Below are 24,087 nucleotides of genomic sequence, written 5' to 3' on the forward strand. Positions count from 1 at the left end.
AAAACCGATAAATTATCGCCCGAATGCTTCGCCCCTACTTGGGAAAAAACCGATAAATTATCGCCCGAATGCTTCGCCCCTACTTGGGAAAAAACCGATAAATTATCGCCCGAATGCTTATTCTCTGTTACCTAATTACCCTGACGTACACCATTGACAACTGGTTTAACTTCTCCATCAGAAAACGGATCAGTACCACCTGTCCAGTTAAAGTCACTAATACGAATAGTAAAACCACCTAATTCCAAGACGGGATTGTAACGCAAGGTAATACCATAAGTACGGCGATTATATTCCATTATATAATCTGTGCTACTTTCCTGACCTGTATCTAAGTTCACTGATGTTTGTAAACCTAAGCGAAATGGTCCATATATTTGCTGTGAAATACCAGCACTCAAGACTCGATTATCAACAGAACGATCAAACAAAAATGGTGATAATCCACTGTTGAATCCTTGGGAATAACTAACATTAAAGGCTGTGTAGTCAAAAAATGGTCGAGAAAAATGACCAACCTGGCCGACTAAGCCGACTGTACCAATTAAGGTACTTTGATTATCGCCACTAGTGTAATAACTAGTAGTACCTGTAACACCAGCGATCGCTTGCAAGTAAGGAACTACAGGATTTGGTGTATATTTTAATCCTTCTGTCGCAGTTGGTGCTAAGGGTTTTCCCTGCCATAACAAGAAACCAGTACCAAGTGCAACACTACCTTGTAACCGACCTAAAGAAATGCGGTCATTTTGGCGTTGAGGTTCCAGTAAATCTGGGCGATCTGTATTCGCAGTAATATACTGAGTGCCGCCTTGATAACTCAGATTAATGCCACTTTTACCCAAGGGAATAATCGGAGAAGTGATCACAGCACCTAAACTACTCTGCACAGTTTGGAAACCGAGAGTACCATTGTAAAGGCGATCGCGATAGCTATATTCTAAATTCAATGTATGGGGATTTACCTCACCCAATGTCTGACGTAACCGTAAACTTCCCCGTAACTCATCTTCTATTTTATTAACATCCAGACTTGTTAATTCTCCCTTACCTTCGACTGTAGTTTTTGGACCTAAAACACTATTCAGTTTAGTTTTTACACCAAGAAAATCAGTAAAATTACCGCCATCTTCAAAAGCTTTCTGCACAAAAAATTGAGGTGTGACATTCCAGCGGGTTTTGTCTGTATTAACTACTCTCAAATTACGCTCCACAAACAAACCACCCCGTTTACCATTATCAAAACCAGGAGAGACAATAAATGGATTAATGTCCCTTTCCCGACGGTCAATTTTTTGATTATCAATGGGGATAGGTAAACTCACATTTTGGTCAAATACTAAACGTTGATTTTGGGTAGTAATTCTATCTACCAAAGGCGCTTCTTTCGTCAACGTCACTTTAGATGCTCGTAACTCTAATTCTGGTGGTGAAAAAGGATCATTGGTAATCCGCACATCCTCAGCTTGCCAACCACGGGGATTAAAATCAATGCGCTGGGCTTCAAATCGCATCCGTTTAATAATACCACCAGTTTTTGATCCGGGAATATTACTAGCATCGGCTTGACCACCAACGGTAACATTTATACCCCCAGGACTACCCACACCAGTCACGGGCTGATTAGCGCGAATGCGATCGCTTGGTGGGCGACTAGGTACACCTCCTGCTGTAATATCTGTAGTTACGGAAGGAGACAAAGCAAAATCCGTTTGAGTTGAAGGGATGTAAATTTCGCCTCTGCCATTTTCCAGATCCCCACTATCCTGGACAAAATTATAGGTAAAGCGTTCTCCCCGCAATATTTGATTACCCCTAGTCAGAGCAATATTACCTTCACCTACAGCAATTAAATTATCTAAATTTACCTGTAGGCGATCGGCATCTATAACCGCCCCATCAAATCGTACTACTACATTACCTTCAGCAGTAACAATTCGCCTTTGTTCATCATACTCTTGGCGATCGGCAGTTACTTCCACAATTCGTTTTCTCACCTCTGGAGTATCCCCAGCCGGTTGATCTGCGGGTAAAGTAGATTCTGGGGTTGGGGGAAATTCTACAGTAGTAGAAGTTGATGGTTGGTTATCAGGACTACGTGGCTTGAACTCAATAATATTTTGTACTAGAAAAGAACTGGGTATATTTTTTCCCGTCTCTGTTTCTCCAGAAATATTAATTTTACCATCTAATTTATGTATATTTACATAATTTTTCTGTTGAACTGGGGCTGGTGTTTCAATGACAACGGGTGCCTCAGACAATAATAATTTTTTGTGGTTGACAACTTCACCAGAAATTTGGGGAACTGTAGCAGCTGGGGAATTATCAGCATCAACAGTTTCCATCTGGGAATTAGCAACTTTTAAGGATGTGCCTAAAAGCGATGCACTTTTAGAAACAGTGAGGGGAGAAAATTCTGGAGGTAACGTTTCTGGAACAGGAGATGAAGATAAGGGCTTGACAACTACTAAATTATATGGATTGGTCTGGGTAGGAGTTGCTAGATCATCAGAAATCTCGATGTTTCCTGGAATTACAAATTCCTGCTTCCCAGTTTCATCCTCTACAACAGGAGTAGAAGACAGAGGATTGGCAGGTTGTATGTATTCTTGAACAGGAAGTGAGTCAGGTGGTAAAACTGGGTGAAGCATATCTCAGGACAATCGAGCTAATAAACAGCCAGATATTAAGCCGGAAGGATTCATTCAACATTTGCCTTCCGACCTTCATTTTTGGTTGACTTGCAGCCAGCCAACAAGAGGAGGACACTGTATCATTGTTCCAGATTTATGCCAGTTTTCAGGCTTTTTGTGTCTTCCATCTTTTAGCAGTTACAGATGATTTATGGTGTTCTTATTCTAAATCCCGACGGCCAGGGTTACGAGCAGGGTCATTTGACAACAATCCAAACACAAAAATTCCTACGAACAAGGCAACAACAATATAAACAGCGATTTTTAAAGTCACCATAGAAATATCTCCCAAGGGTAAGAAAAAAAGTTATCAGCAATTTCTATCTTACTCACATCTGGTCTTTTTTTGGAGGCATTGCCTCATATAAAAAGATAGGGTTTTTGTCCAGGAACTCATAGTAGGGAGCAATGCTCAAAGATTTATCATCACCGCAACATCCTTACCCAACCGTTAAAAATTAGACCAGTTCCTTTACATTTCGGCTTTTAATCACTTTTGCGGGTATACCCACAGCAATAGAATATGGAGGAATATCTTTACTAACTACTGCTCCCGCACCAATGACACTACCTTTACCAATAGTCACCCCATCTAATACAGTTACTCCATGTCCTAACCAGCAATCATCCCCAATGACAATTCCTTGACGAGTAATGCCTTGCCGATTTATTGGTGACAAAGGATCGGTAAAATTATGATTATTGGCATAGATCCCAGTGTGAGATGCGATCATGCAATTTTTACCAATTCTAATATCTCCCGGTCCAGCAATAGAGATATTTGCACCGATGAAAGTATCCTCATCAATGTGTATGTAAGTATCTTCCAGACAGCCTATATCAACGTTGCGCTCAATGGCCACTCTATTTTCTAAATGGATTCTATTATTTGGGTGTCCTTTGGCATCTAACCGGACATTTTTAAAGATGTGTACCCCCTGACCAAGTTCAATAGAAGATGTACCCAGAAACTCCACACCATTCTGAATGTACACCTGATCACCCATAGCTGCAAAAAGATGGCGATATACTAATCTTCTCAATTGGGGACCTAAAAGAATTGTCGGCAAATCACCTAATAAGGTAGTGGCAAAAAGTTCTTGTAATCGTTGTAAATTGGAAGAATATTGTTGGTTGATCATGGTTACGAATCTCTCTAATAAATTTTGTTTGAAGAGTTGGAATTTTCTTCAAAGAAAAGCTTTCTTATGCAAAATTGATACAGTTGTGCATATTTTAATACTTGTCAGTTAAGGAGAAAAATGAAGACAAGTCGCCAGGGCGAGTTTTCACCTTGATTCATTAAGTTTTTCCCCAATCCAATTAAAAAAATCAGATGGCAACAAACACTACCTGTAGTTTAGTATTGACACGCATCTATCTATTACTCAAGTTTTTGTTGAAAAGAATTGCCTTTTGACTTGACAGACAGTGTAATTTTTATGGAAAGATAATTAGTGTTTTTGTTAAGATTCAGAATACAGAACCCAGCATAGCCTGAGAAAAACCAGGGCAGACAGAATGACTAAAACTTTTACTATCATGCTGAATATTGTTGATAAAATCTCGAATCTTTTGATTCCTGATTCTACAACTGTTCTGATAGCTTGGCGTTAGCTATACGGCACTTTCTCCACTTGGGAAAATCCGAAAACTGTACTTTATTCGTAAGTATTCAGCTATAGCAATCGTTCATATCTAGATCCCCGAATTCACCAGATCAATTGATCATTTATGGACACAATAAATAAAAGAGATTGGGGATCTTATCGCTTTACCTGAATTCTTACTTTTTTTCTCCTGGCTTGTTTAAGGGTAAAGCATACTGCTAAACCTTTACTGATTCCTGAATGCTGAGGTTTTTTTTATTATAAAAATCTAGGGTGGAGTATCACCTACTTCTGCCATGACGTTGAAGTTGACCATCGGTGCAAACAAGTAAGCACTTCCTCGACTGTTATGACGGTTGTCTGGCAACGAATTTGTAGCGTATGCTGCTCTAATCATGCTGCAAACAAATGATTTATATACTAACAGAATCACGCTTTTAATAACATTAGCGGTTTTTAATTACAATTGATATTTACCATAACATAGTTTATTTTCAATGGACAACTTTAAGTAAAAAATCCGTTTATTCTCTATGATTTGTATCTGTAAAAATTGCAATATCGGATATTTTTATACTGCAATAATTTGTGATTTTTCAGTCAAGCTTGAGGTTTAATAGTTTGCCTATCATAAACATATTAATTCATAATTTATGATAGTTCATCCGGAAGCATAAGCCAACATAATTCATGAACTTCCACTTTTTTGATTAATTGGTTATCTATTATTTATATGGGAAATTACTGAATTTATGACATATTTGACTTGTTCTATTTAACTAAGTATTTTTTCATGCCTATAACTTTGAATTTGTAAATCACCTCATTGGATGAGCCAAGAGGATGATGTTTGTTTGGAACTAATCATGATAAATTCTTAATAAACAACAGATTAGTTATTTTTTTCTTTGCACCCTCTACCTACAGGACAAAGAGCCACTTACATAGTAGAATATGTCTTTTAAGTAACACGGATGGTTAAATTATATGATTGCAATTAAAGAAATTGTGCAACAAGCTCTAACTATTGGCTATTTGAGTGCTACAGCACAAAACCAGATTCAGAAACTTCTGCAAACCAATTATGACTCAGATGACCTAGATGGGTTAATTATTTTACAGCGTGCCGTGATCACGGGTAAAGTTAAGCAGGAGTCACTGGATCAAAAAAATCACGCTTCTTTTCCAGATAAGTATGCTTCATCAAACATCAAAATTGCTTATCAAATAGCCGCTGAGATGGCTTTTGCAGCTGCAATGGCTCTAACCATGTCACATAATACCCATGATCAGCCTTCTATTGGAAATTAAAAATAAACGTAGAAGCGACAGCTTTTGGTCACAGTCTACCACTCCAGATATAGAGAAGCCAGTATAACTTTATATCAATAAACTATTAAGAAATAATTAAAATTTTGCTTATTAATTGATATGATAGTCTAATATTTCTAGACTAAAATGCTGATAATAATAACTATAAGTTTTGTGAATACATAGACTGGATAAGTAACAATAAGAAATTAAAGCTTACGAAAATTGGTAAACTAAGTGATGGAAATCCATAGACCAAAGACATTTTTTGGTGTAAAGTTTAGCCAAATATGAGAAAATCATTATTAATGCTTAATAAAGTCATCAAAAATTCACAAACATAGTATAAAGAATTGGCAACATTAAGTAAAAACAGTAAACAATAACCATAGCTGAATTTAAACTTTTGCCACACTATGCAGCCAATTCGCACATTTAACGTTTCTCCTTCCATCCCTCAACGACTAGAACCACTGCGGAAACTAGCGTACAATCTACACTTTGATTGGAATGTTGAGAGCAAAGACTTATTTCGTCGTTTAGACCCAGATTTGTGGGAATCTAGCCGACATAACCCAGTTTTGATGCTGGGAACTATTAACCAAGAACGGCTATTGGAAGTTGTTGAAGATGAAGGCTTCCTCGCACAAATGGATCGTGCAGCGCGTCAATTAGAAGATTATTTGCAAGAACGCACTTGGTATCACAAACAACGCGGTCAGAATCCAAAAGAATGCTACGCTTATTTCTCTGCTGAGTTTGGTTTGGTAGATTGTCTACCCGTTTATTCCGGCGGTTTGGGTGTACTGGCAGGGGATCACCTCAAATCTGCTAGTGATTTGGGATTACCTCTGGTGGGTGTGGGTTTACTCTACCAACAAGGTTACTTTGCTCAGTATCTTAATGCTGATGGTTGGCAACAAGAACGTTACCCCATCAACGATTTTTATAATATGCCTTTGCATTTGGAACGTAATCCTGATGGCTCAGAGCTACGGATTGCGGTAGATTATCCAGGACGCAAGGTATACGCTAGGGTGTGGCGTGTGCAGGTGGGAACAGTACCACTATATATGCTGGATACGAACATTGAACCCAACAAAGCTTATGACCACGACATCACCGATCAGTTGTATGGTGGTGACATTGATATGCGGATTCACCAGGAAATTATGCTGGGGATCGGTGGTGTGCAAATGTTGAAAGCGTTGGGATATGAAGTCACCGCTTACCACATGAATGAAGGCCATGCGGCTTTCTCGGCTTTGGAACGCATTCGGATGTTGATTCAGGAAGAAGGTTTGAGTTATGCTCAAGCTAGACAGGTAGTGTCTTCTAGTAATATCTTTACTACCCACACTCCTGTACCAGCGGGGATTGACTTGTTCGCTCCTGATAAAGTTTTGTATTATCTGGGTTACTACGCAGATATCTTTGGTTTACCCAAAGAACAGTTTTTAGGACTGGGACGAGAAAATACTGGTGATTTATCTGCGCCTTTCAGTATGGCTGTGTTGGCATTGAAAATGGCCACATTTTCTAATGGTGTGGCACAACTCCACGGTGTTGTCTCCCGGCAAATGTTCCAAGGTTTGTGGAAGAAAGTACCAGTTGATGAAGTACCAATTGCAGCTATTACCAATGGTGTTCATGCTCGCAGTTGTGTATCTAAATCAACTCAAGAGTTGTACGATCGCTATCTTGGTCCAAACTGGTCATCAGCAGCACCAGATAGTCCACTGTGGGAACGGATGGACTCTATTCCTGATGAAGAATTATGGCGCAATCATGAACGCTGCCGCCTAGATATGGTTCTGTATGTGCGGGAACATTTGGTTAAGCATTTAGTTGATCGTGGTGCTTCTGCTTCTGATATTGCCCAAGCGCAAGAAGTGCTTGATCCCAATGTCTTAACTATTGGTTTTGCTCGTCGTTTTGCTACCTACAAACGCGCTACTCTGTGGATGCGTGATTTGGAAAGAATTAAACGGATTTTGTTGGGTAACAAACACCGCAAAGTGCAGTTTGTAATTGCTGGAAAAGCACACCCTAAAGATATTCCCGGTAAAGAATTAATTAGGGATATCAATCATTTTATCCGCGAACATCATTTAGAAAAACAGGTGGTGTTTGTTCCTAACTATGATATTCACATTGCCCGGTTGATGGTAGCAGGGTGTGATATCTGGTTAAATACCCCCCGTCGTCCCCGTGAAGCTTCCGGTACTAGCGGTATGAAAGCTGCTATGAACGGATTGCCTAATTTAAGTGTACTTGATGGTTGGTGGGATGAAGCTGATTATGTCCGCACCGGTTGGGCAATTGGACATGGGGAAAATTACGAAGATCCTAATTATCAGGATGAAATAGAAGCTAATGCTCTCTATGAGTTGTTAGAAAAAGAAGTTGTACCTCTATTTTATGATCATCGTGATGGCGATGGTTTACCCCGTCCCTGGGTAGACAAAATGAAGGATGCAATTCGTTTAAATTGTCCGTTTTTTAATACTGCGCGGATGGTGCGGGAATATGCACAGAGAGCTTATTTTCCTGCCAGCGATCGCTATCATACTCTCACCGTTAGTAACTATGCACCTGCTAAGGAATTAGCGGCTTGGAAAGCAAAATTAGGTGAACAATGGTTTAACATCAAAATCAAAGATATTGATGTTTCCGCAGCTTCAGAAATTGAGGTAAATCAAACGGTAGCTGTGAAAGCTAAGGTTGATTTAGCCACTTTAACAAATGATGATGTGCGCGTGGAATTATACCAAGGTGCAATTGATGCTAATGGCGAAATTGTCAATGCTGTTCCTGTGGTGATGGATTATCAAGGACAGGATAACCAAGGTTTAAGTATTTACACCGTGGATATCATTTACACCACTTCTGGTTTGCAAGGTTTATCTTTGCGTGTGTTACCACAAAACCAATACCTTGCTACTCCTTATGAACCCAGGTTAATTGCTTGGGCTGAATAGTTTTTGTATCTTCATTCAATATTAGGCGTTGCTGATGGAATTTGGCAACGCTTTTTTTATTTGTCTGAATCAGGATATCCAGGATTTAAGGATTTACAGGATGAGGATTTTTGTCAGAATCAGGATGGACAGGATTTGAGGATTTACAGGATGTGATTTTTTGTCAGAATCAGGATGTCCAGGATTTAAGGATTTTCAGGATGAGGATTTTTGTCAGAATCAGGATGTCCAGGATTTGAGGATTTTCAGGATGTAATTGTTCAATAGTAAATTATACTAGATGATAGAAATTTCTTGATAATCACCAAGTTCAGTTGTATTGATAACAGAAGAAATTTTATCAATTTGTGTCCGAATTTTTGGCCATGAAGTTGACAATAAAACCACAATTGCAATTTGGCGATCGCTCAAATTCTGTTGATAACGCAAATTCTGATCTGTTGTAACAAGTATTTGATATCCTTTAGATTCAGCAGATTTTATAAGTTCTCCATTTGATAAATTAGACCATCCTTCTTCATAAGCTGTTGTTACAGAATGGTCTGTTAAATATTTACGTAATGGTACAGGAGTTCCCTGATCAAAAAGAATTTTCATTTCTAATTAGGGCTTGCTGAAAAAGTTGTCTGTGAGGGTAGGGAACAGGGAACAGGGAACAGGGAACAGTTTCAGCCATCTGGATATACTTAATTTCCTATATCCGACAAGGAAAAATGCAACTGTTTTGAGACTCAATTTGCCAAACCCTTGCACTTTTTTGTTCTAAAAATTCGCAAAACCCTTATTAATAAACGGTTTTAGTTTTATTCAGCAAACCCTAATTATATCTAAGCAGCTAATTTTTCAAGCTCATAATTAAGTACAGCTTCAACTTGTGATCTTTGCACAGGTGGAAACCATTCCAAAAATTCATCTACAGTTGCACCATCGCGCAAATTTTCAAATAATGCAGCAACGGGAACTCTTGTTCCTCGAAATACCCATGCACCACTTACTTTATCAGGTTGTCTTTCTATGGCATCTAAATTTTCCCATTCCTTCATCACTTATACCTCTTTGGTAAATGGAAAAGTTACACTTGCATTAATTGTAAACTGGCAATTGTCTGAATCAGGATTTCCAGGATTTGAGGATTTTCAGGATGTGATTGATCACTATATGCTATATTCAGCGAATATGCTTTGAATAATCAAAATGTTAAAATAGCTTAAATTGTGTTAGCTTTCCTAGTTTACAGGTTGATTGTCTAACATTACAAATGATTTCACTTAAAATGGAATTAGGTCATTTAGAGGATTTACAGCAATGACACGGACACCGATTGCAGTATCTTTATATGAGCAAGACTATTTACTCTGGATTGAAGATATTGTCCACAAATTACGGAATAGAGATATAGAAGGACTAGATATTGATAATTTGATAGAGGAAATAGAGGATTTGGGGCGCTCAGATAAACGTGAACTTGAAAATCGGTTAGCAGAACTTTTAGAACATATTCTCAAGCGGAATTATGTGAACATGACTGATTGTTATCGTGGGTGGGTAGAATCAATTATTAAACAAAGAATTGGCATCAGAAAGTTACTCAAAAATTCACCTAGTCTCAAGCCTTATTTTAGCCAAGTGTTTGATGAAGCTTACGCAGATGCTCTGAAAATTGTCCGCAATGGTTATCCCCAGTGTGAATTTCCTGATGCGTGGCCGTTTAGTTGTGATATTGAAGCAATGTTAAATGTGGACTTTTGGGAATAGATGAACTTTAAATTTAAAAAATAAACCATGATGAATACTAATGATATCCAATCTTTAATTAGCAAGGCTGACGATTTATTGATAAATTGTCAAAATGCTGTTACTCTTAGACAACATGGAAACGTATTATCAAAAAATAGACAATATAATAAGGCGTTTGAATTATTTGAACGGTCATTGCAGCTTCAACCTGATAATATTGTTACTTTAACTAGCTATGGAAACGGATTATCTAAAGCAAGAATACATGAAAAAGCTTGTGAGATTTTTGAACATTCTTTACAAATTAATCCTGATGATATTATTACTATAGCTAGATATGCTAATATTCTAATTAAATATGGAAAAATATTATTAGATGCTAGAAAATTTGAAAAGGCTTGTGAAGTTTTTGAGCAATATTTACAAATAAAATCTGATAATTATATATCTTTTATATACGCTAAATGTCTAGAGCAGTTGGGTAAATACACAGATGCCATATCTCAACTTCAAGCGATAGATTTTGATAGCCTACAGCAATATCATGTAAATGTTATTCATATCAGCTTAGGAAGACCTTACTATTGTCTTAGATTGTACGATCAGGGAGATAAATATTTTAACTTAGCAATTGCTAACTCAGATGATAAAGAGAAGTCAATACTATCCAGTGCTAGAAGTATTCTCGCTCATAATCCTCATAATGAAACTGCTGTGAAGATGTTACAACAAATTGCTGAGGAATCACCACGCTATTCTCAAGCACTGGAAATGTTGACGCTGAATTTAAGTGAAGAAGAGTATTTTAAAATGGTCAAATCTGATTACCAAAGTGGTGTAAATGACACCGAAATACTAAATCGAGCAATTTATCATAAAATTGCTAATGAAATCAGTATTCTTAAAGGGATTGCTTACCGGATTTTGCGTTTTTCTCAAACAGAAGATCCCTTACTCACAGGTATTATTAATGATATTGAGAATGTACTTGAAGAAGTTAACCGTCGTCGAGGATTAGAAAAATCCCAAATTGCCACTATTGCTAATGATGAATATGAGCAAATTATAGCAATTATTTCCCAAACTGCTCATGATATTTCTGATTTTGTTAATAATGAGTTGGCAATTATTGAGTCTAAAACTAGACGCGCAATGAGAAAAATTACTATTGATGATCCTCACTATAAGCAATTTGAAAAACTATTAACCCAACTCAAATTTACTCAAATTGCTCTTAATGATCTCAAAGCTATTAATGAAGGTATCAAAATTAAGAATCATCATTTTAAAATCAAAAAAATATTTGAAAAATGGGAAGCTAACCCTCATATTGATAATGCTTCTATTACTTTAGATATTGCAAATGGTGATTCAGAGTTTAATGGTGATGAAGAAAAGATCAAAAGTATTTTAAATGAATTAGTAGAAAATTCTCTCAAACACAATGCTAAAAAACTAGATTTAAACATCTCCATATCTACAGAGGATATTATCAATCCTGTGGGAGTACGTGGTGCTAATATTCCAGGTGAGCAAAAATATCTATTAATTGAGTTTAATGATAATGGTCAAGGAATTCCCTCAGATAAAAAAGATTGGATATTTCAACCTCTAAAAACTACAGCTAATGAAGGTTATGGTAGTGGGTTGGGACTATTTATCATCCGCAAAACATTAACACAGATGAACGGATACATCCAAGAAACTGGATGGAAAGGAGCTAAATTTAAAATCTATATTCCTTATACAAAAAGCGAAAATGTAAAAATTTAGGTGGGGTGATAAGATCCCCGACTTCTTTGATTGATTTTGTCCACAAATTATAAATTGATGTCAGAAGTCGGGGATCTGGGTATCAGTCTCACTATGGGGTTATACTGGCAAATAGTATAATTTACTTTATGTCCTTTTTTCAAGCCGTCAAAGTCATAGAATTATGCAGACTGAAAATATTCATTTGCTACTGGTGGAAGATAATCCTCGTTACCTCAGTGAACTTTTAGAGTGGTTAAATGATTACGGTTATCGTCATATTGAGACGGCTGCTAGTGTAGTTGAAGCAACAGAAAAGTTAGGTGATCCTTTTGATGTGATAATTGCTGATATGCGAATGGAGCAAGATAACAGTGGATTTGCGATTGTCGAACAGGTAAAAGCACGTAATCTTTCATCAGTGGTGATTATCCTCACTGCTAACGACACTGTGATAGATTGCCGGAATGCTTTTAAATTGGGAGCATGGGACTATATTTCTAAAAATATGGGGGGTAATGTTTTTGATGCTCTCCACGATTCTATCCAAGAAGCCATTACCTATTTTAATCGCTGGGGTAATGTCCACAATGAACAGTGGATAACTGAAAATCTAGAAATTTTAGAAAAAGACTATTGGGGTAAATATATTGCAGTCATTAATAAAACTGTGATTGAAACAGCAGATAATGAAGATACCCTCAACGCATTACTTGAGGAACGAAAATTAAGACGGTTTTTAACTACCATTAGAAAAATAGGCGATTTACAACCAATTTCTCAACTTATAAAATTACCAGAAAGTCCGACATTAGAATATAAAAGCACTTTGCAATGGGATGTTAGACAAAATCGGAAAAATGAGGATTTGAGATTTAGTGTCCTCAAAACTATTGCTGCTTTTCTCAATTCTGAAGGAGGAACTCTAATTATTGGAGTTGAAGATAATGGTAATATTTTTGGTTTAGAGCAAGATTTAGCTATACTTTCCAAAAGTTCCCTAGATCAATTTGAACAGACAATTGTACATCTAATTTGTGATCGCATTGGTGCTGGCTTTATGTCATTAGTTACGGTTAGATTTGAGACAATAGACAGTAAAACAGTCTGTGCAATTGATGTCAGAAAATCAGATATAATAGCTATCATGCAAGGGAAAGATAAAAAATCAGAACTCTATATTCGTGCTGGTAATACCTCAAAGTCTCTTGATATTTCCGAAACAGTAGAGTTTTGTCTAAAACGCGGTAAAACGTCAGGAGAAAATTATTAGACCAAGCAATTAACTGTATTCGTGGGTAAGAATTCAGGTGAGGCGATAAGATCCCCGACTTCTTTTTTTTATTGTGTCCATAAATGATAAATTGATCTTAGAAGTCGGGGATCTGAGTATGAACGATTGCTATAGCTGAATACTTACATTCGTGGTATAGTAGAAACCCAACAAAGTGAGAGCGATTTTTATTTAGATTGTAGGTTTTAGATACAAATCCTCTCAGGTACAACTATATAACCTGTGCTTAAATCTCCTAAAACTAGGTTACGTTGTGTCCCCCAAAACCACCAATATGCAGCTACATAAGCGCAAATTAAACTATCTAGTTTATCTTCTGTTTCTTTGAGTTCTTTTCCTGTGTAGGGAATTTCTGAAGGAAACGAACCGCAGAGACGCAGAGAACGCAGAGGAGGAGAAATTGCAGGGAGAATATTGAGGATGTAATTATATAGTTTAATGAGTTCTGAACGACGTTCTTGGATTTTTCCTTTTTTATATTTAAGAATGCGTTCTAAGTTAAATAAATTAACTATGGTTGGATGGGGGAAAACTTCGATTTGATATCTGTTGGGTTTTTGCGGTTCGATGGTTGGTGCGTGTGCAAAACCACGCGATTCTAATTCTAAACCAAAATTAATAGTGCGTTCTGCAAAGGCTAGATTTTGGTTTGCTGGATAACAACCAGCGTGATATTTACCAAAGTATTTATGACTGAGTTTATCTGGTAAACGACTCCCTGTAAAATTGGGAATTAGTGTCGGTGCATCTACGGCAATGATCGCACCTTCATCCGCTTGTACTTTTTTATCTATCCAAGTGAGGATGTCTGCGATCGCATCTTGACGATCTAAATTCAGTAGTTGCAGTTCTCCATCTATTAATTCTAAACAGCATAGTCCACTGGGTTGGGATTTCCAGCCAAAATCAATGCCGACAAATTTCATAATTTTTAGCTTAAATATGCAATTATTATTACATTTGGCATGAATACTGGCAAAAAATAAATCTTTCTTTCAGAAGTTTTGTTTTAGACACAGATTCTCCTATAGTGTCATAGTTTCCAAGTATATACAGTTAAATATCGAAAAACCATGAATACAACTTGGCACGGAATCACCCAGTTGACAGGAGTTGGTTTGTCGAACAGGGTGCAGTATTTTTTAGCACAATCGTCAAGCTTACCAACGGAGACATCAGAAGTAAGTAAAGGAGTTAATGATGTCCAAGGAGTTGTTGAACAACTAATTCAGTTTACCCCCCGGTTATTAGGATCTGCGGCGATTTTGTTGGTGGGTTGGCTACTGGCTGCGATTATCGCTAAGGCTACTAAGACAATTCTTGATAACACAAACATAGATAACCGCATTGCTGCTGGTATTACTGGTACTCAGGATGTTCCCCAGATAGAGAAATTAATCTCTAGTCTGGTATTTTGGAGTATCATTCTGTTAACAGTGGTGGCTGTTTTACAGAATTTAGGTCTAGAAGTGGCCTCTCGTCCACTGAATAATTTTCTCGATCAAGTAATTGGCTTTTTGCCCAAAATAGTCGGTGCAGGTATAATTTTAGCTGCGGCATGGTTTTTAGCAACTATTGTCAAACTTCTGACGGTGCGCGGGTTACAGACTTTTAGACTAGATCAGTTTTTAGGTGAAGACAGTACACCGGGCTTAAATCAATTATCTCTAAGTGAGACTATTGGTAGTGCTTTGTATTGGTTCATTTTCTTGCTGTTTCTTGTTCCAGTGTTGGATACTTTGGGACTGCAACAAGCACTACAACCAGTTCAAGCTTTAACTACGGAAATTCTTTCTATTCTGCCTAATATCTTGGCAGCAATATTAATTGCGGCTGTGGGCTGGTTTTTGGCTAATATAGTCCGCCGGCTTGTGACTAATTTACTACACACAACTGGCATTGACTATCTGGGAAGTCGGTTTGGACTGTCTCCAAATACGGGGGTACAATCTTTATCAACAATTATTGGCACGATTGTTTACATTTTGATTTTGATTCCTGTGGCGATCGCAGGTTTGAATGCGCTCAAAATTGAGGCTATTTCTGCCCCAGCAATTTTAATGCTGCAACAGGTTCTCAATACTTTACCCAGTATTTTTACAGCATTGGGCATTTTAATTGTTGCCTATTTTCTGGGTAAATTTGTCTCGGAGTTGGTAACAAGCATCCTCACCAGTTTAGGTTTTAACAACATTTTCACTGTTCTGGGTTTACCATCACTTACTCAGCAAACAGCAACTTCTGAAACACCCACTACCCCAATTCGCACCCCTTCCGAGATAGCTGGCATTATTGTTTTGGTGGGGATTATGCTGTTTGCAACTGTCGCCGCAGTAAATATTTTAAATATTCCCGCACTGACAGTATTGGTAACAGGCATTGTTATTATTTTAGGTCGGATTTTAGCAGGATTGGTAGTATTTGCTGTGGGTTTGTTTTTGGCAAATCTAGCTTTTAGTATTATCAGCAGTTCTGGTAATTCCCAAACTAGAATTTTGGCGCAAGTGGCGCGAATTGCTATCATTGCCTTGGTTTCAGCAATGGCGTTACAACAGATTGGTGTTGCTCCTGATATTGTTAATTTAGCCTTTGGGTTGTTATTTGGGGCGATCGCTGTCGCTATTGCTTTAGCCTTTGGTTTAGGTGGCCGTGATGTCGCCCAAGAACAAATGAGAGAATGGTTAGCTTCTTTCAAAAGTAAAGATTGATTGGGTAATTGGTCATTGGTAATTGGTAATTGGTAATGGGTAATTGATCGTTTCTTCCCAGTCCCCAGTCCCCAGTCCCCAGTCCCCAGTCCCCAGTCACCTTCTTCTTACCTTTGTCAATAATTCATCTTTGATGCGGTTCAAAATTGAAGTCTCATCCAAAGTTGACAAAATTTGGCTAACTACTGCTTTTGGTCCTTCGGGTCCCCAAGTCGCCCCATTAGCTAAATAAGCCTTGGTAACTTGTCCGATACCATAGGAAGAAACACCAGCTACTCCTCCTTGAGTTATGGCTACTGATACATAAGGCGCTAAGGCAACTCCGGCCGTAGCTGATGCCGAAATTCCTAGTAAGCTTTTTAATGCACTTAATCCTAAGTTTGCTAGTAGTTCACTAGCGCCAATTCCGCCCATACTCAGGGCGATTTTTTGTAGCAACTGTACGGCACCGCTTTCTGTCATAGGGATGCCGTACAGTTGAGATAAACCTAAAATTAGAGCAATATCAATGACAACACTGCTAAGGATATCGACTACGGTAACAGGATTGAGAGCGATCGCTAATGCTTTAGTCATCACCGCTTTCCAAATCAACTCATTGGCGTTTTGTTCCCGAATAATTAATTTTCTCTGCACAACTTGCTCATTCACTATGTCAGCATAAAGCATCGAGTTCAAAGCCACCAAAGCTTTACCTTCCCGTTGCAGAATTTCTAAAATTTTCAGTTTTAATTCATCAACTTGAGCATGACCTTGACGCAACTGTATACCTCTACTCCCATCAGCACGAACTACAGCAGTTTTTACCAACGGTGAAGCCGCAGACATGACAATTTCATCCGGTGAAACTAACTCTTTTACCCTCTCATCCCGAATTTTTTCGTAAATGGAGATCCGGTCAGTTTCTGGATACTGGTCAACTTTGTTAAATACCAAAATGATCGGTTTACCAGCTTCCCGCAACTGTGAAAGTGCTTCATGTTCCATCTTTGTCATATCCGCAGTAATGACAAACAGAATTAAATCTGACTGTTTTGCGATCTGTTCAGCTAAAGCAGCGCGGGTTTCACCATCGACTTCATCTAATCCAGGAGTGTCAATTAATTCTACTTGGGATTGATTATTGCTACGTAAAGTAACTCGTAAAGCCCGTTCAGTTTCACCAATCACTTCTTCAGTAATTGTCCAATTCACCTTTTGTTCTGTACGAGTTACACCGTGTAATGGTCCAGTTTCAAATACAGATTGTCCTACTAAAGCATTAAGCAAGGAAGACTTACCACGTCCCACCATCCCAAAAGCCGCAATCTGTACCACCATGCTTTCTAATTTGTTCAACATGGTTTCTAAATCGGAAATCTCTGCTTCCAAGCCTGATTTTTCCTGGGTGGTGAGGTTAAGATTATTAACTAAATTTCGCAGTGCCGTTTTAGCTTGTTTATAGTTAAGTTCTGCTTGAATATCTTCAAAGGAAAAAATGGCGCTATCTAGTTCTTTCTCCCAGTTGGGTGAATTGCTAGGTTCAGGTTCGGGTAATGTCGATGTCATATAAAATTTGATATTTTTAATTAATCTCTATATTGATCCTAAGCATTCATTAGTCATTCGTCAGCCATCAGTCTGCTATCACGTCTACGTTTATCTTTAATCCCCAAGATATTGAATTGGGCGCATATATGGCTATGCCATGCAAGTTATCATACAGAATTGCTATTAGCCATGTTTTGACATGAAGTTTGTATTTCATTGACTTTCAATTTGCTGTATATATAAATAAAGATATTAAAATCAACTAATAATCTAAATTAGTACCTTTAATCAAGCATTACCAAATGAGAAAGATTTTAATAATTGAAGATGATTTCATCATGCGCGAGCTTATTCAGCAAATTCTCGACATTGAAGGATTCTCCACTAAAACCGCAGAAAATGGTTGGCTGGGCTTACAGATGGTTGAACAATATCAGCCGGATCTGATTATTTGTGATGTGATGATGCCTCGTTTAGATGGTTATAGCTTAATTCAAGTATTACGTCAAGATCCATTCACCGCTATAATTCCTTTCATTTTTTTAACTGCTAAAGTCGAGCGATGTGATTTGCGTCAAGCAATGGAACTTGGTGCTGATGACTACTTAACTAAGCCATTTGAAGCACCTGAACTTTTGCAAGCAATTAAGACTCAATTCCAAAAACGTCAAGTTGTTACTCAACAATATATAAATCAAATACAGCGTCTGGAAACCGAATTTCTCTATTTAGCTCGTCATGACAACTTAACGGGATTACCTAACAAAATTTTTTTAGAAGAGCATTTCAATAAAATCCGTCTTCAAGTTTATAATGAATGTCAAATACTACCCTTGTTCCTGATTAATGTAGATATACTGCACCGGAATAAATTATTTTTTGAACCTGGGTGGAAGCATTTATTAATTAAAACATTAGCTAGAAGATTAAATAATATAATTTCCCAGCATAATTTTATTGAATTGATTGGACATTTAAAGACGGAACAATTAGTTATTTTGTTGAAACCTTGTGATGATCTTAAAATTATTTCTGATGCTGCTCAACATATTTTGGATACCATTTCCCCAGCTTTATTCATCAATGATCAAGAAGTATTTTTAAAGGCAGAAATAGGAATTTCTTGTTATCCTAATGACGGTTTAGAACTTAGCCAATTACTTAGTTGTGCAGAATTTGCTCTGGATAATTACCAATCACAAGAGACAAAATCATATCACTTTTATAGTCAGGAAATCCTAGATACTTTTTTGAAAAAAGCCATTTTAGAAACTGATTTATATCAAGCCTTAAACAGAAATGAATTTCAACTTTACTATCAACCTCAAGTTAATACTCAAACAGGAAAAGTAGTTTGTGTAGAAGCATTAATTCGTTGGCATCATCCAGAACATGGGATAATTTCTCCAGCAGAATTTATTCCCATTGCTGAAGAGTCCGGTTTTATTATTACCTTGGGAGAATGGATCATCAAAACAGCTTGTACACAAATTAAAACCTTGCAATCTGAAGGAGAAAATGATTTAAATATAGCTGTTAATATATCAGCTTGCCAATTGAGAACTGAAAATTTTAGTGAGAAAATTATTGATATTATTAACGAAACAGAGATTGATCCTCGAACATTAGAGTTAGAACTGACTGAAACAGTCTTTATTCATGATATTGAATCAGTTAAACAAAAATTGAATAATTTAAGTAGCCAGGGGATTAAAATATCAATTGATGATTTTGGCACAGGTTACTCATCATTTAAATATTTGCAAGAATTTTGCTTTCATAATCTCAAAATTGATCGTTATTTTATTAGTAATATTGATAAATTAAAAAATAAGCAAGCACTTGTAAAAAGTATCATGCAAACAGCAGATAATCTTAATCTTAGTATCATTGCGGAAGGAGTAGAAACGGAAAATGAGTTAGATTGGTTGATGAAAAATAATTGTGATATAGTGCAAGGGTATTTTTTCAGTCCTCCTTTACCAATAGAAGAACTGAAGAAGTTTTTGCAAAATCGAAATTCAAATGACTAAGATGTTATCTTTGTTTGCATCATTAAATCCCTGGTTAATAGGTGTAGGATTAAACGCGATTTTGTTGGGAATAGTGGCGATTATTCCCAAAAAATTACTAACACCTGCGGGAATATTCCATGCTTGGTTATTGGGTGTAATTATTTGGGGAACACTGGGCTGGCAAGGATATATAGTGGTAGTGTTTTATTTCATTGTCGGTTCTGGGGTGACGCGTATTGGCATGGCGCAAAAGGAAGCAGCAGGAATTGCAGAAAAGCGTTCTGGTGCTAGGGGTCCCGAAAATGTTTGGGGTTCGGCGTTAGTTGCGGCTGTGTGTGCGGTGGGAGTATTGCTTGCACCTGATTGGAAGTTTTTGCTGTGTTTGGGCTATGTAGCCAGTTTTAGCACCAAATTATCGGACACGACTGCAAGTGAAGTGGGTAAAGCTTATGGAAAGAGTACCTTTTTGATTACGACGCTGCAACCTGTAGCTAGAGGTACAGAAGGGGCAGTCAGTTTAGAAGGGACTTTAGCAGGTGTTGTCGGCTCAGTAGCGATCGCATTTGTGGGTTGGGGTGTAAACTTAATTGATGTCTTAGGAATTGTTTGGTGTGTAATTGCAGCATTTATCGCTACAAACGCAGAAAGTGTAATTGGTGCGACATTACAATCTAAATATACTTGGCTCACCAACGAAGTTGTCAATATCCTAAATACGCTAATTGGGGCAGTTTCAGCGATTATTCTGGCTGTAATTTGGCAAATAATATTTGTTTAAAACTTTACCAATAGCTCAAAAACTCTAACAGCAAATTTGCTGTTTTTTTAATGTTTATTGCTGAAAATAATACTAGTAAATTTGTCAAAAAATATACTTATTATTGATATGTTTTAGGTAAATTTTATAATTATTTATTTTTGATTTATCGAGTTCATAGAATCTTTATCATTATGAACCCTAATTTCCTGCGGTTTTATCTATTATTTAATGGAAAAGTTGTATATATTTTTAGGGATTTCCTCACATTTATTTCATGGAATCTTCATCATTTTTTACAGTCAATGACGCTCAAATTGACCTTTCTCAAGTAGTTAAGTATTTACAAGTCTCTGGTAAACTGAATCAGTTTATTAGTGATGTTCTCCGTCAGTATATTTTAGAAAAAGAACTAGAAACCAGAGATGACATAGATATCAGTACGGCATTAATTGAACAATCAATTATTGATTATCGGTTAAAAAGTCAACTAACTGAACCGCAGAAATTTCAAGAATGGTTAAAAAACAATGGTAGTGATTACACCACATTTTATGAATCAGTGACATTTAGTTTCAAATTAGAAAAATTAAAAGCATTAATTGGAGAACAAAAATTACCAGAATACTTTATTGAAAGAAAGATTTATTTAGACAAAGTTGTACTTTCTCGGATTATGGTTGATAACCAAGAACTAGCAGAAGAACTACACACCCAAATTGAAGAAGGAAGTAGTTTTGAGCAACTAGCAAAAGAGTATTCATTGGCAGATGAGCGCGTTTTTAACGGGATGATGGGACCAATTAGTCGGGGTAGTTTACCGGACATTTTACGGGCGGCTGTGGATGCAGCTAATCCTGGACAATTAATAGGACCAATTGAACTAGATGGGCGGTTTAGTTTGTTTCGATTGGAACAAATTCTGCCAGCATCTTTAGAAAATATGCAACTTAAACAAACACTACAAAATGAGTTATTTGAGCAATGGCTAGGGGAGAAAATTCAAAACCTGACAGTAAAATTACAAGTGAGCTAGATATTCTGAATTATCAATCTTTAAGCGTAAATGTGCTTGATGCTGTACCTTGGGAAAAACCGCCATTTTGCTGGTTAACTCCTGAACAAAAAACGGAATTTAAAAATCAATTAGAAGTTCGTCAATACCAACTTGGCGAAAAAATTTGGTCACAGGAAACAGGAGGATATCAGTTTTTTATTGTCACTGGTAAAGTCCGTTTACGCCAAGAAGGTGTGAGCAAACCTGTAGCGACCTTACAGGATGGAGATTGGTTTGGCGATTTGCAACAGTTATTTACTAATTGTAAGGCTGTAGCTGCTAGTAAAGAAGTGGTAATTGTATGTTGGAATTCATCGCTTTGGGTGGAATTTTCTCATCCTCAAATTGATGAATTTTGGAATTTGCAAGATGACGAAAAAGTTGACAGGGAACAGGTGACAGGTAAAGAATTTTCTCCCCATCTCCCCATCTCCCCATCTCCCCACCTCCCCATCTCCCCACCTCCCCATCTCCCCATCTCCCCATCTCCCCTATCATCTTCATATCCTTTTGTAGTGAGTGGAAATACTGCGGCTGCTTGTTTAACGATGGTGGCACAATATTTAAATAATCCGGTACAACTGGAATGGGTGCAACGCCAGTTGCGAGGACAACGTGCTAAAAATGTGACAGAAACAGCAGAAAAATTAGGGTTAATTCTGCGGAAGGTACAGGTAAATTGGGGTGAATTAAGACAGTTATCATTTCCAGCTTTATTAATGTGGAAATCTGAATCTCTTAGCAGTTGGGTTGTAGCTTATGGAATGAAAGGTAATTGTCTAATTATTGCCAATCCTCTTAATTTTAAATGTGAATATTTAACCCAATCAGTAGTAGAATCTGGCTGGGATGGTAAATTATGGCAAGCTGAATTAATTTCCAAACAAGAAAAATTTAATCTGGCTTGGTTCACTCCCGCAGTTTGGAAATATCGGAAATTATTAAGTGAAGTATTGCTGGCTTCCTTTACTTTGCAATTATTGGGTTTAACTTCACCATTAATAACCCAAGTTATCATTGATAAAGTGATGGTGCAGGAGAGTTTAGCAACTCTCGATGTGATGGCGATCGCCCTCTTGTTAGTTGCTATATTTGAATCTATCCTGGGTATGCTGCGGCTATTTATCTTTACCCACACAGCACGGCGTTTAGATTTGAGTTTATCAGCCCAACTTTTTCGCCATTTAATGCGTTTACCTTTGGCTTATTTTGAGTCGAGGAGAGTGGGAGATACAGTCGCCAGAGTCCAGGAATTAGAACAAATTCGTCAATTTCTCACAGGTACAGCCTTAACAGTAATTCTCGATAGTATCTTTGCTGTTGTGTATTTGGCATTGATGTTTTATTACAACATTCCCCTGACTTTTGTCGCTTTAGCAGTGTTACCATTATTTGCGACTTTAACAATTGTCGCTACACCAATTTTAAGAAATTGGTTAAATGAAACCTTTAACCGCAGTGCTGACAGTCAATCATTTTTAGTAGAGACTATTACAGGTATTCATTCTGTAAAAGCCCATGCAGCCGAACCAGTAGCCAGAGAACGCTGGGAAGGTTTATTTGCACGGTTTATTAGAACTGGTTTTAAGGCTTCCACAACCTCAAACATTAGCAGTAATATTGGTGATTTTCTGACTAATTTTTCCACATTGTTAATCCTTTGGTTTGGGGCGAAATTAGTAATTGATCATCAACTTACAGTTGGTCAATTAATCGCTTTTCAAATGTTATCTGGGCGAGTCACTGGACCCTTATTAAGACTTGTGCAGTTGTGGCAAAATCTTCAACAAGTCCTACTTTCAGTAGATAGAATTGGTGATATTCTCAACGCCGCACCAGAAGCAGAAGCAGGTACAGGTTTAGTTTTACCACCCCTCAAAGGTGAAGTTAATTTTGATCAAGTTTTCTTCCGCTATAGTGCTAACACAGAACCTGTATTAAAAGGAATTTCTTTTGATATTAAACCAGGTCAATTTATAGGCATTGTTGGCCGCAGCGGTTCTGGAAAAAGTACCCTTTCCAAACTTTTGCAACGTCTTTATCAAATTGAATCGGGACGCATTTTAATTGATGGTTTCGATCTCAAAAGTTGTGATTTAGCATCTTTAAGACAACAAGTTGGTGTAGTTCTCCAAGAAGACTTTTTGTTTAATGGTTCTATCTTGGAAAACATCAGTCTAGGAAATCCAGATATTACCGCTGAACAAGTTGTAGAAGCTGCCAGATTAGCTGTAGCACACGATTTTATTAGTCAATTACCTTATGGTTACGAAAACAATGTTGGTGAAAGAGGTACAGCTTTATCTGGTGGACAAAGACAAAGAATAGCTTTAGCAAGGTTGTTTCTTTCTAGCGCACCAATTTTAATTTTAGATGAGGCTACTAGCGCCTTAGATAGTGAAACTGAACAACAAGTATTGCAAAATTTGCAAAAAGTTTCTGCTAACCGTACCGTGTTTTTAATTGCCCATCGTTTTGCACCTTTAAAACGTGCAGATTTAATATTAGTCATGGAAAAAGGTATCATTGCTGAACGGGGTACACACGCCAGTTTATTGCAACAAAAAGGCTTGTATTGGTCACTTTATCAAAGACAACAGGCTAATATTTAAGCAGGAGACCTTCATTGTCTCTAGATT

At 37.3% G+C, this 24,087-nt stretch carries 18 protein-coding genes; 10 read left to right on the forward strand and 8 right to left on the reverse strand.

The annotated features are described in order from the left end of the window. Positions 1-131 precede the first annotated feature (131 nt). From VB694_RS00680 to VB694_RS00695, 4 genes are all read right to left on the reverse strand, one after another. A complete protein-coding gene (locus VB694_RS00680; protein WP_323358385.1) occupies positions 132-2,654 on the reverse strand; it encodes a DUF3769 domain-containing protein in 2,523 nt (840 codons plus the stop codon). 202 nt (positions 2,655-2,856) lie between these two features. Beyond that, positions 2,857-2,973, reverse strand: a complete 117-nt coding sequence (locus tag VB694_RS00685) for a photosystem II reaction center protein I (RefSeq protein WP_323358386.1) — start codon at positions 2,971-2,973, stop codon at positions 2,857-2,859. A 181-nt stretch (positions 2,974-3,154) separates the two neighbouring features. Next, positions 3,155-3,838: an acyltransferase gene (locus tag VB694_RS00690; RefSeq protein WP_323358387.1), complete on the reverse strand. Its 684-nt coding sequence runs from the start codon at positions 3,836-3,838 to the stop codon at positions 3,155-3,157. Between the two features lie 736 nt (positions 3,839-4,574). Continuing rightward, on the reverse strand, positions 4,575-4,703 hold the full coding sequence (locus tag VB694_RS00695; protein ID WP_323358388.1) for a hypothetical protein: 129 nt from the start codon (positions 4,701-4,703) through the stop codon (positions 4,575-4,577). A gap of 590 nt (positions 4,704-5,293) precedes the next feature. On the opposite strand from VB694_RS00695, the gene VB694_RS00700 reads away from it, so the two are divergent. Then, positions 5,294-5,617, forward strand: coding sequence for a hypothetical protein (locus tag VB694_RS00700; RefSeq protein WP_323358389.1), 324 nt, complete (start codon positions 5,294-5,296; stop codon positions 5,615-5,617). 416 nt (positions 5,618-6,033) lie between these two features. Continuing rightward, positions 6,034-8,598, forward strand: coding sequence for an alpha-glucan family phosphorylase (glgP, locus tag VB694_RS00705; protein ID WP_323358390.1), 2,565 nt, complete (start codon positions 6,034-6,036; stop codon positions 8,596-8,598). Between the two features lie 276 nt (positions 8,599-8,874). Here glgP and VB694_RS00710 read toward each other — a convergent pair whose 3' ends face one another. Together VB694_RS00710 and VB694_RS00715 are read right to left on the reverse strand one after the other, a co-directional pair. After that, positions 8,875-9,195, reverse strand: coding sequence for a hypothetical protein (locus VB694_RS00710; RefSeq protein WP_323358391.1), 321 nt, complete (start codon positions 9,193-9,195; stop codon positions 8,875-8,877). Positions 9,196-9,425: 230 nt separating this feature from the next. After that, positions 9,426-9,641 carry a DUF433 domain-containing protein gene (locus VB694_RS00715; RefSeq protein WP_323358392.1) on the reverse strand — a complete coding sequence of 72 codons (216 nt, stop codon included), beginning with the start codon at positions 9,639-9,641 and terminating at the stop codon, positions 9,426-9,428. Positions 9,642-9,903: 262 nt separating this feature from the next. Here VB694_RS00715 and VB694_RS00720 point away from each other — a divergent pair, with 262 nt between their 5' ends. From VB694_RS00720 to VB694_RS00730, 3 genes are all read left to right on the forward strand, one after another. Beyond that, a complete protein-coding gene (locus VB694_RS00720; protein ID WP_323358393.1) occupies positions 9,904-10,353 on the forward strand; it encodes a DUF29 domain-containing protein in 450 nt (149 codons plus the stop codon). Positions 10,354-10,380: 27 nt separating this feature from the next. Next, positions 10,381-12,108, forward strand: coding sequence for an ATP-binding protein (locus tag VB694_RS00725; protein WP_323358394.1), 1,728 nt, complete (start codon positions 10,381-10,383; stop codon positions 12,106-12,108). A 163-nt stretch (positions 12,109-12,271) separates the two neighbouring features. Then, positions 12,272-13,360 (forward strand): RNA-binding domain-containing protein, encoded by a 1,089-nt coding sequence (locus tag VB694_RS00730; RefSeq protein ID WP_323358395.1) that lies wholly within the window; start codon positions 12,272-12,274, stop codon positions 13,358-13,360. Positions 13,361-13,566: 206 nt separating this feature from the next. Here VB694_RS00730 and VB694_RS00735 read toward each other — a convergent pair whose 3' ends face one another. Then, complete coding sequence (locus tag VB694_RS00735) at positions 13,567-14,307, reverse strand: DUF429 domain-containing protein (protein ID WP_323358396.1); 741 nt, start codon at positions 14,305-14,307, stop codon at positions 13,567-13,569. Positions 14,308-14,454: 147 nt separating this feature from the next. Between VB694_RS00735 and VB694_RS00740 the strand changes: the two genes are divergently transcribed. After that, positions 14,455-16,089 carry a mechanosensitive ion channel gene (locus VB694_RS00740; protein WP_323358397.1) on the forward strand — a complete coding sequence of 545 codons (1,635 nt, stop codon included), beginning with the start codon at positions 14,455-14,457 and terminating at the stop codon, positions 16,087-16,089. A 96-nt stretch (positions 16,090-16,185) separates the two neighbouring features. On the opposite strand, the gene VB694_RS00745 is transcribed toward VB694_RS00740, so the two are convergent. Further along, positions 16,186-17,637, reverse strand: coding sequence for a GTP-binding protein (locus tag VB694_RS00745; RefSeq protein WP_323358398.1), 1,452 nt, complete (start codon positions 17,635-17,637; stop codon positions 16,186-16,188). A gap of 284 nt (positions 17,638-17,921) precedes the next feature. Between VB694_RS00745 and VB694_RS00750 the strand changes: the two genes are divergently transcribed. The 4 genes from VB694_RS00750 to VB694_RS00765 all read left to right on the forward strand — a co-directional run bounded on the left by VB694_RS00750 (position 17,922) and on the right by VB694_RS00765 (position 24,060). Continuing rightward, positions 17,922-19,652, forward strand: a complete 1,731-nt coding sequence (locus VB694_RS00750; RefSeq protein WP_323358399.1) for an EAL domain-containing protein — start codon at positions 17,922-17,924, stop codon at positions 19,650-19,652. Position 19,653: 1 nt separating this feature from the next. Then, positions 19,654-20,412, forward strand: a complete 759-nt coding sequence (locus VB694_RS00755; protein ID WP_323358537.1) for a TIGR00297 family protein — start codon at positions 19,654-19,656, stop codon at positions 20,410-20,412. A gap of 256 nt (positions 20,413-20,668) precedes the next feature. Further along, on the forward strand, positions 20,669-21,427 hold the full coding sequence (locus tag VB694_RS00760; protein WP_323358400.1) for a peptidylprolyl isomerase: 759 nt from the start codon (positions 20,669-20,671) through the stop codon (positions 21,425-21,427). Continuing rightward, the gene (locus VB694_RS00765) at positions 21,376-24,060 is read left to right on the forward strand and encodes a type I secretion system permease/ATPase (RefSeq protein WP_323358401.1); all 2,685 of its coding nucleotides are present in this window, start codon (positions 21,376-21,378) and stop codon (positions 24,058-24,060) included. The genes VB694_RS00760 and VB694_RS00765 overlap by 52 nt, the downstream gene beginning before the upstream one ends. The last annotated feature ends 27 nt before the right edge of the window (positions 24,061-24,087 follow it).

Source organism: Anabaena sp. UHCC 0451, from assembly GCF_034931405.1.
Lineage (GTDB): Bacteria > Cyanobacteriota > Cyanobacteriia > Cyanobacteriales > Nostocaceae > RDYJ01.

What these genes read in the sequence shown, in the direction of transcription:
- VB694_RS00680 (WP_323358385.1), bottom strand. Translation starts at nt 2,654, where the DNA reads ATGCTTCACCCAGTTTTACCACCTGACTCACTTCCTGTTCAAGAATAC.
- VB694_RS00685 (WP_323358386.1), bottom strand. Translation starts at nt 2,973, where the DNA reads ATGGTGACTTTAAAAATCGCTGTTTATATTGTTGTTGCCTTGTTCGTA.
- VB694_RS00690 (WP_323358387.1), bottom strand. Translation starts at nt 3,838, where the DNA reads ATGATCAACCAACAATATTCTTCCAATTTACAACGATTACAAGAACTT.
- VB694_RS00695 (WP_323358388.1), bottom strand. Translation starts at nt 4,703, where the DNA reads ATGATTAGAGCAGCATACGCTACAAATTCGTTGCCAGACAACCGTCAT.
- VB694_RS00700 (WP_323358389.1), top strand. Translation starts at nt 5,294, where the DNA reads ATGATTGCAATTAAAGAAATTGTGCAACAAGCTCTAACTATTGGCTAT.
- glgP (WP_323358390.1), top strand. Translation starts at nt 6,034, where the DNA reads ATGCAGCCAATTCGCACATTTAACGTTTCTCCTTCCATCCCTCAACGA.
- VB694_RS00710 (WP_323358391.1), bottom strand. Translation starts at nt 9,195, where the DNA reads ATGAAAATTCTTTTTGATCAGGGAACTCCTGTACCATTACGTAAATAT.
- VB694_RS00715 (WP_323358392.1), bottom strand. Translation starts at nt 9,641, where the DNA reads ATGAAGGAATGGGAAAATTTAGATGCCATAGAAAGACAACCTGATAAA.
- VB694_RS00720 (WP_323358393.1), top strand. Translation starts at nt 9,904, where the DNA reads ATGACACGGACACCGATTGCAGTATCTTTATATGAGCAAGACTATTTA.
- VB694_RS00725 (WP_323358394.1), top strand. Translation starts at nt 10,381, where the DNA reads ATGATGAATACTAATGATATCCAATCTTTAATTAGCAAGGCTGACGAT.
- VB694_RS00730 (WP_323358395.1), top strand. Translation starts at nt 12,272, where the DNA reads ATGCAGACTGAAAATATTCATTTGCTACTGGTGGAAGATAATCCTCGT.
- VB694_RS00735 (WP_323358396.1), bottom strand. Translation starts at nt 14,307, where the DNA reads ATGAAATTTGTCGGCATTGATTTTGGCTGGAAATCCCAACCCAGTGGA.
- VB694_RS00740 (WP_323358397.1), top strand. Translation starts at nt 14,455, where the DNA reads ATGAATACAACTTGGCACGGAATCACCCAGTTGACAGGAGTTGGTTTG.
- VB694_RS00745 (WP_323358398.1), bottom strand. Translation starts at nt 17,637, where the DNA reads ATGACATCGACATTACCCGAACCTGAACCTAGCAATTCACCCAACTGG.
- VB694_RS00750 (WP_323358399.1), top strand. Translation starts at nt 17,922, where the DNA reads ATGAGAAAGATTTTAATAATTGAAGATGATTTCATCATGCGCGAGCTT.
- VB694_RS00755 (WP_323358537.1), top strand. Translation starts at nt 19,654, where the DNA reads ATGTTATCTTTGTTTGCATCATTAAATCCCTGGTTAATAGGTGTAGGA.
- VB694_RS00760 (WP_323358400.1), top strand. Translation starts at nt 20,669, where the DNA reads ATGGAATCTTCATCATTTTTTACAGTCAATGACGCTCAAATTGACCTT.
- VB694_RS00765 (WP_323358401.1), top strand. Translation starts at nt 21,376, where the DNA reads ATGGCTAGGGGAGAAAATTCAAAACCTGACAGTAAAATTACAAGTGAG.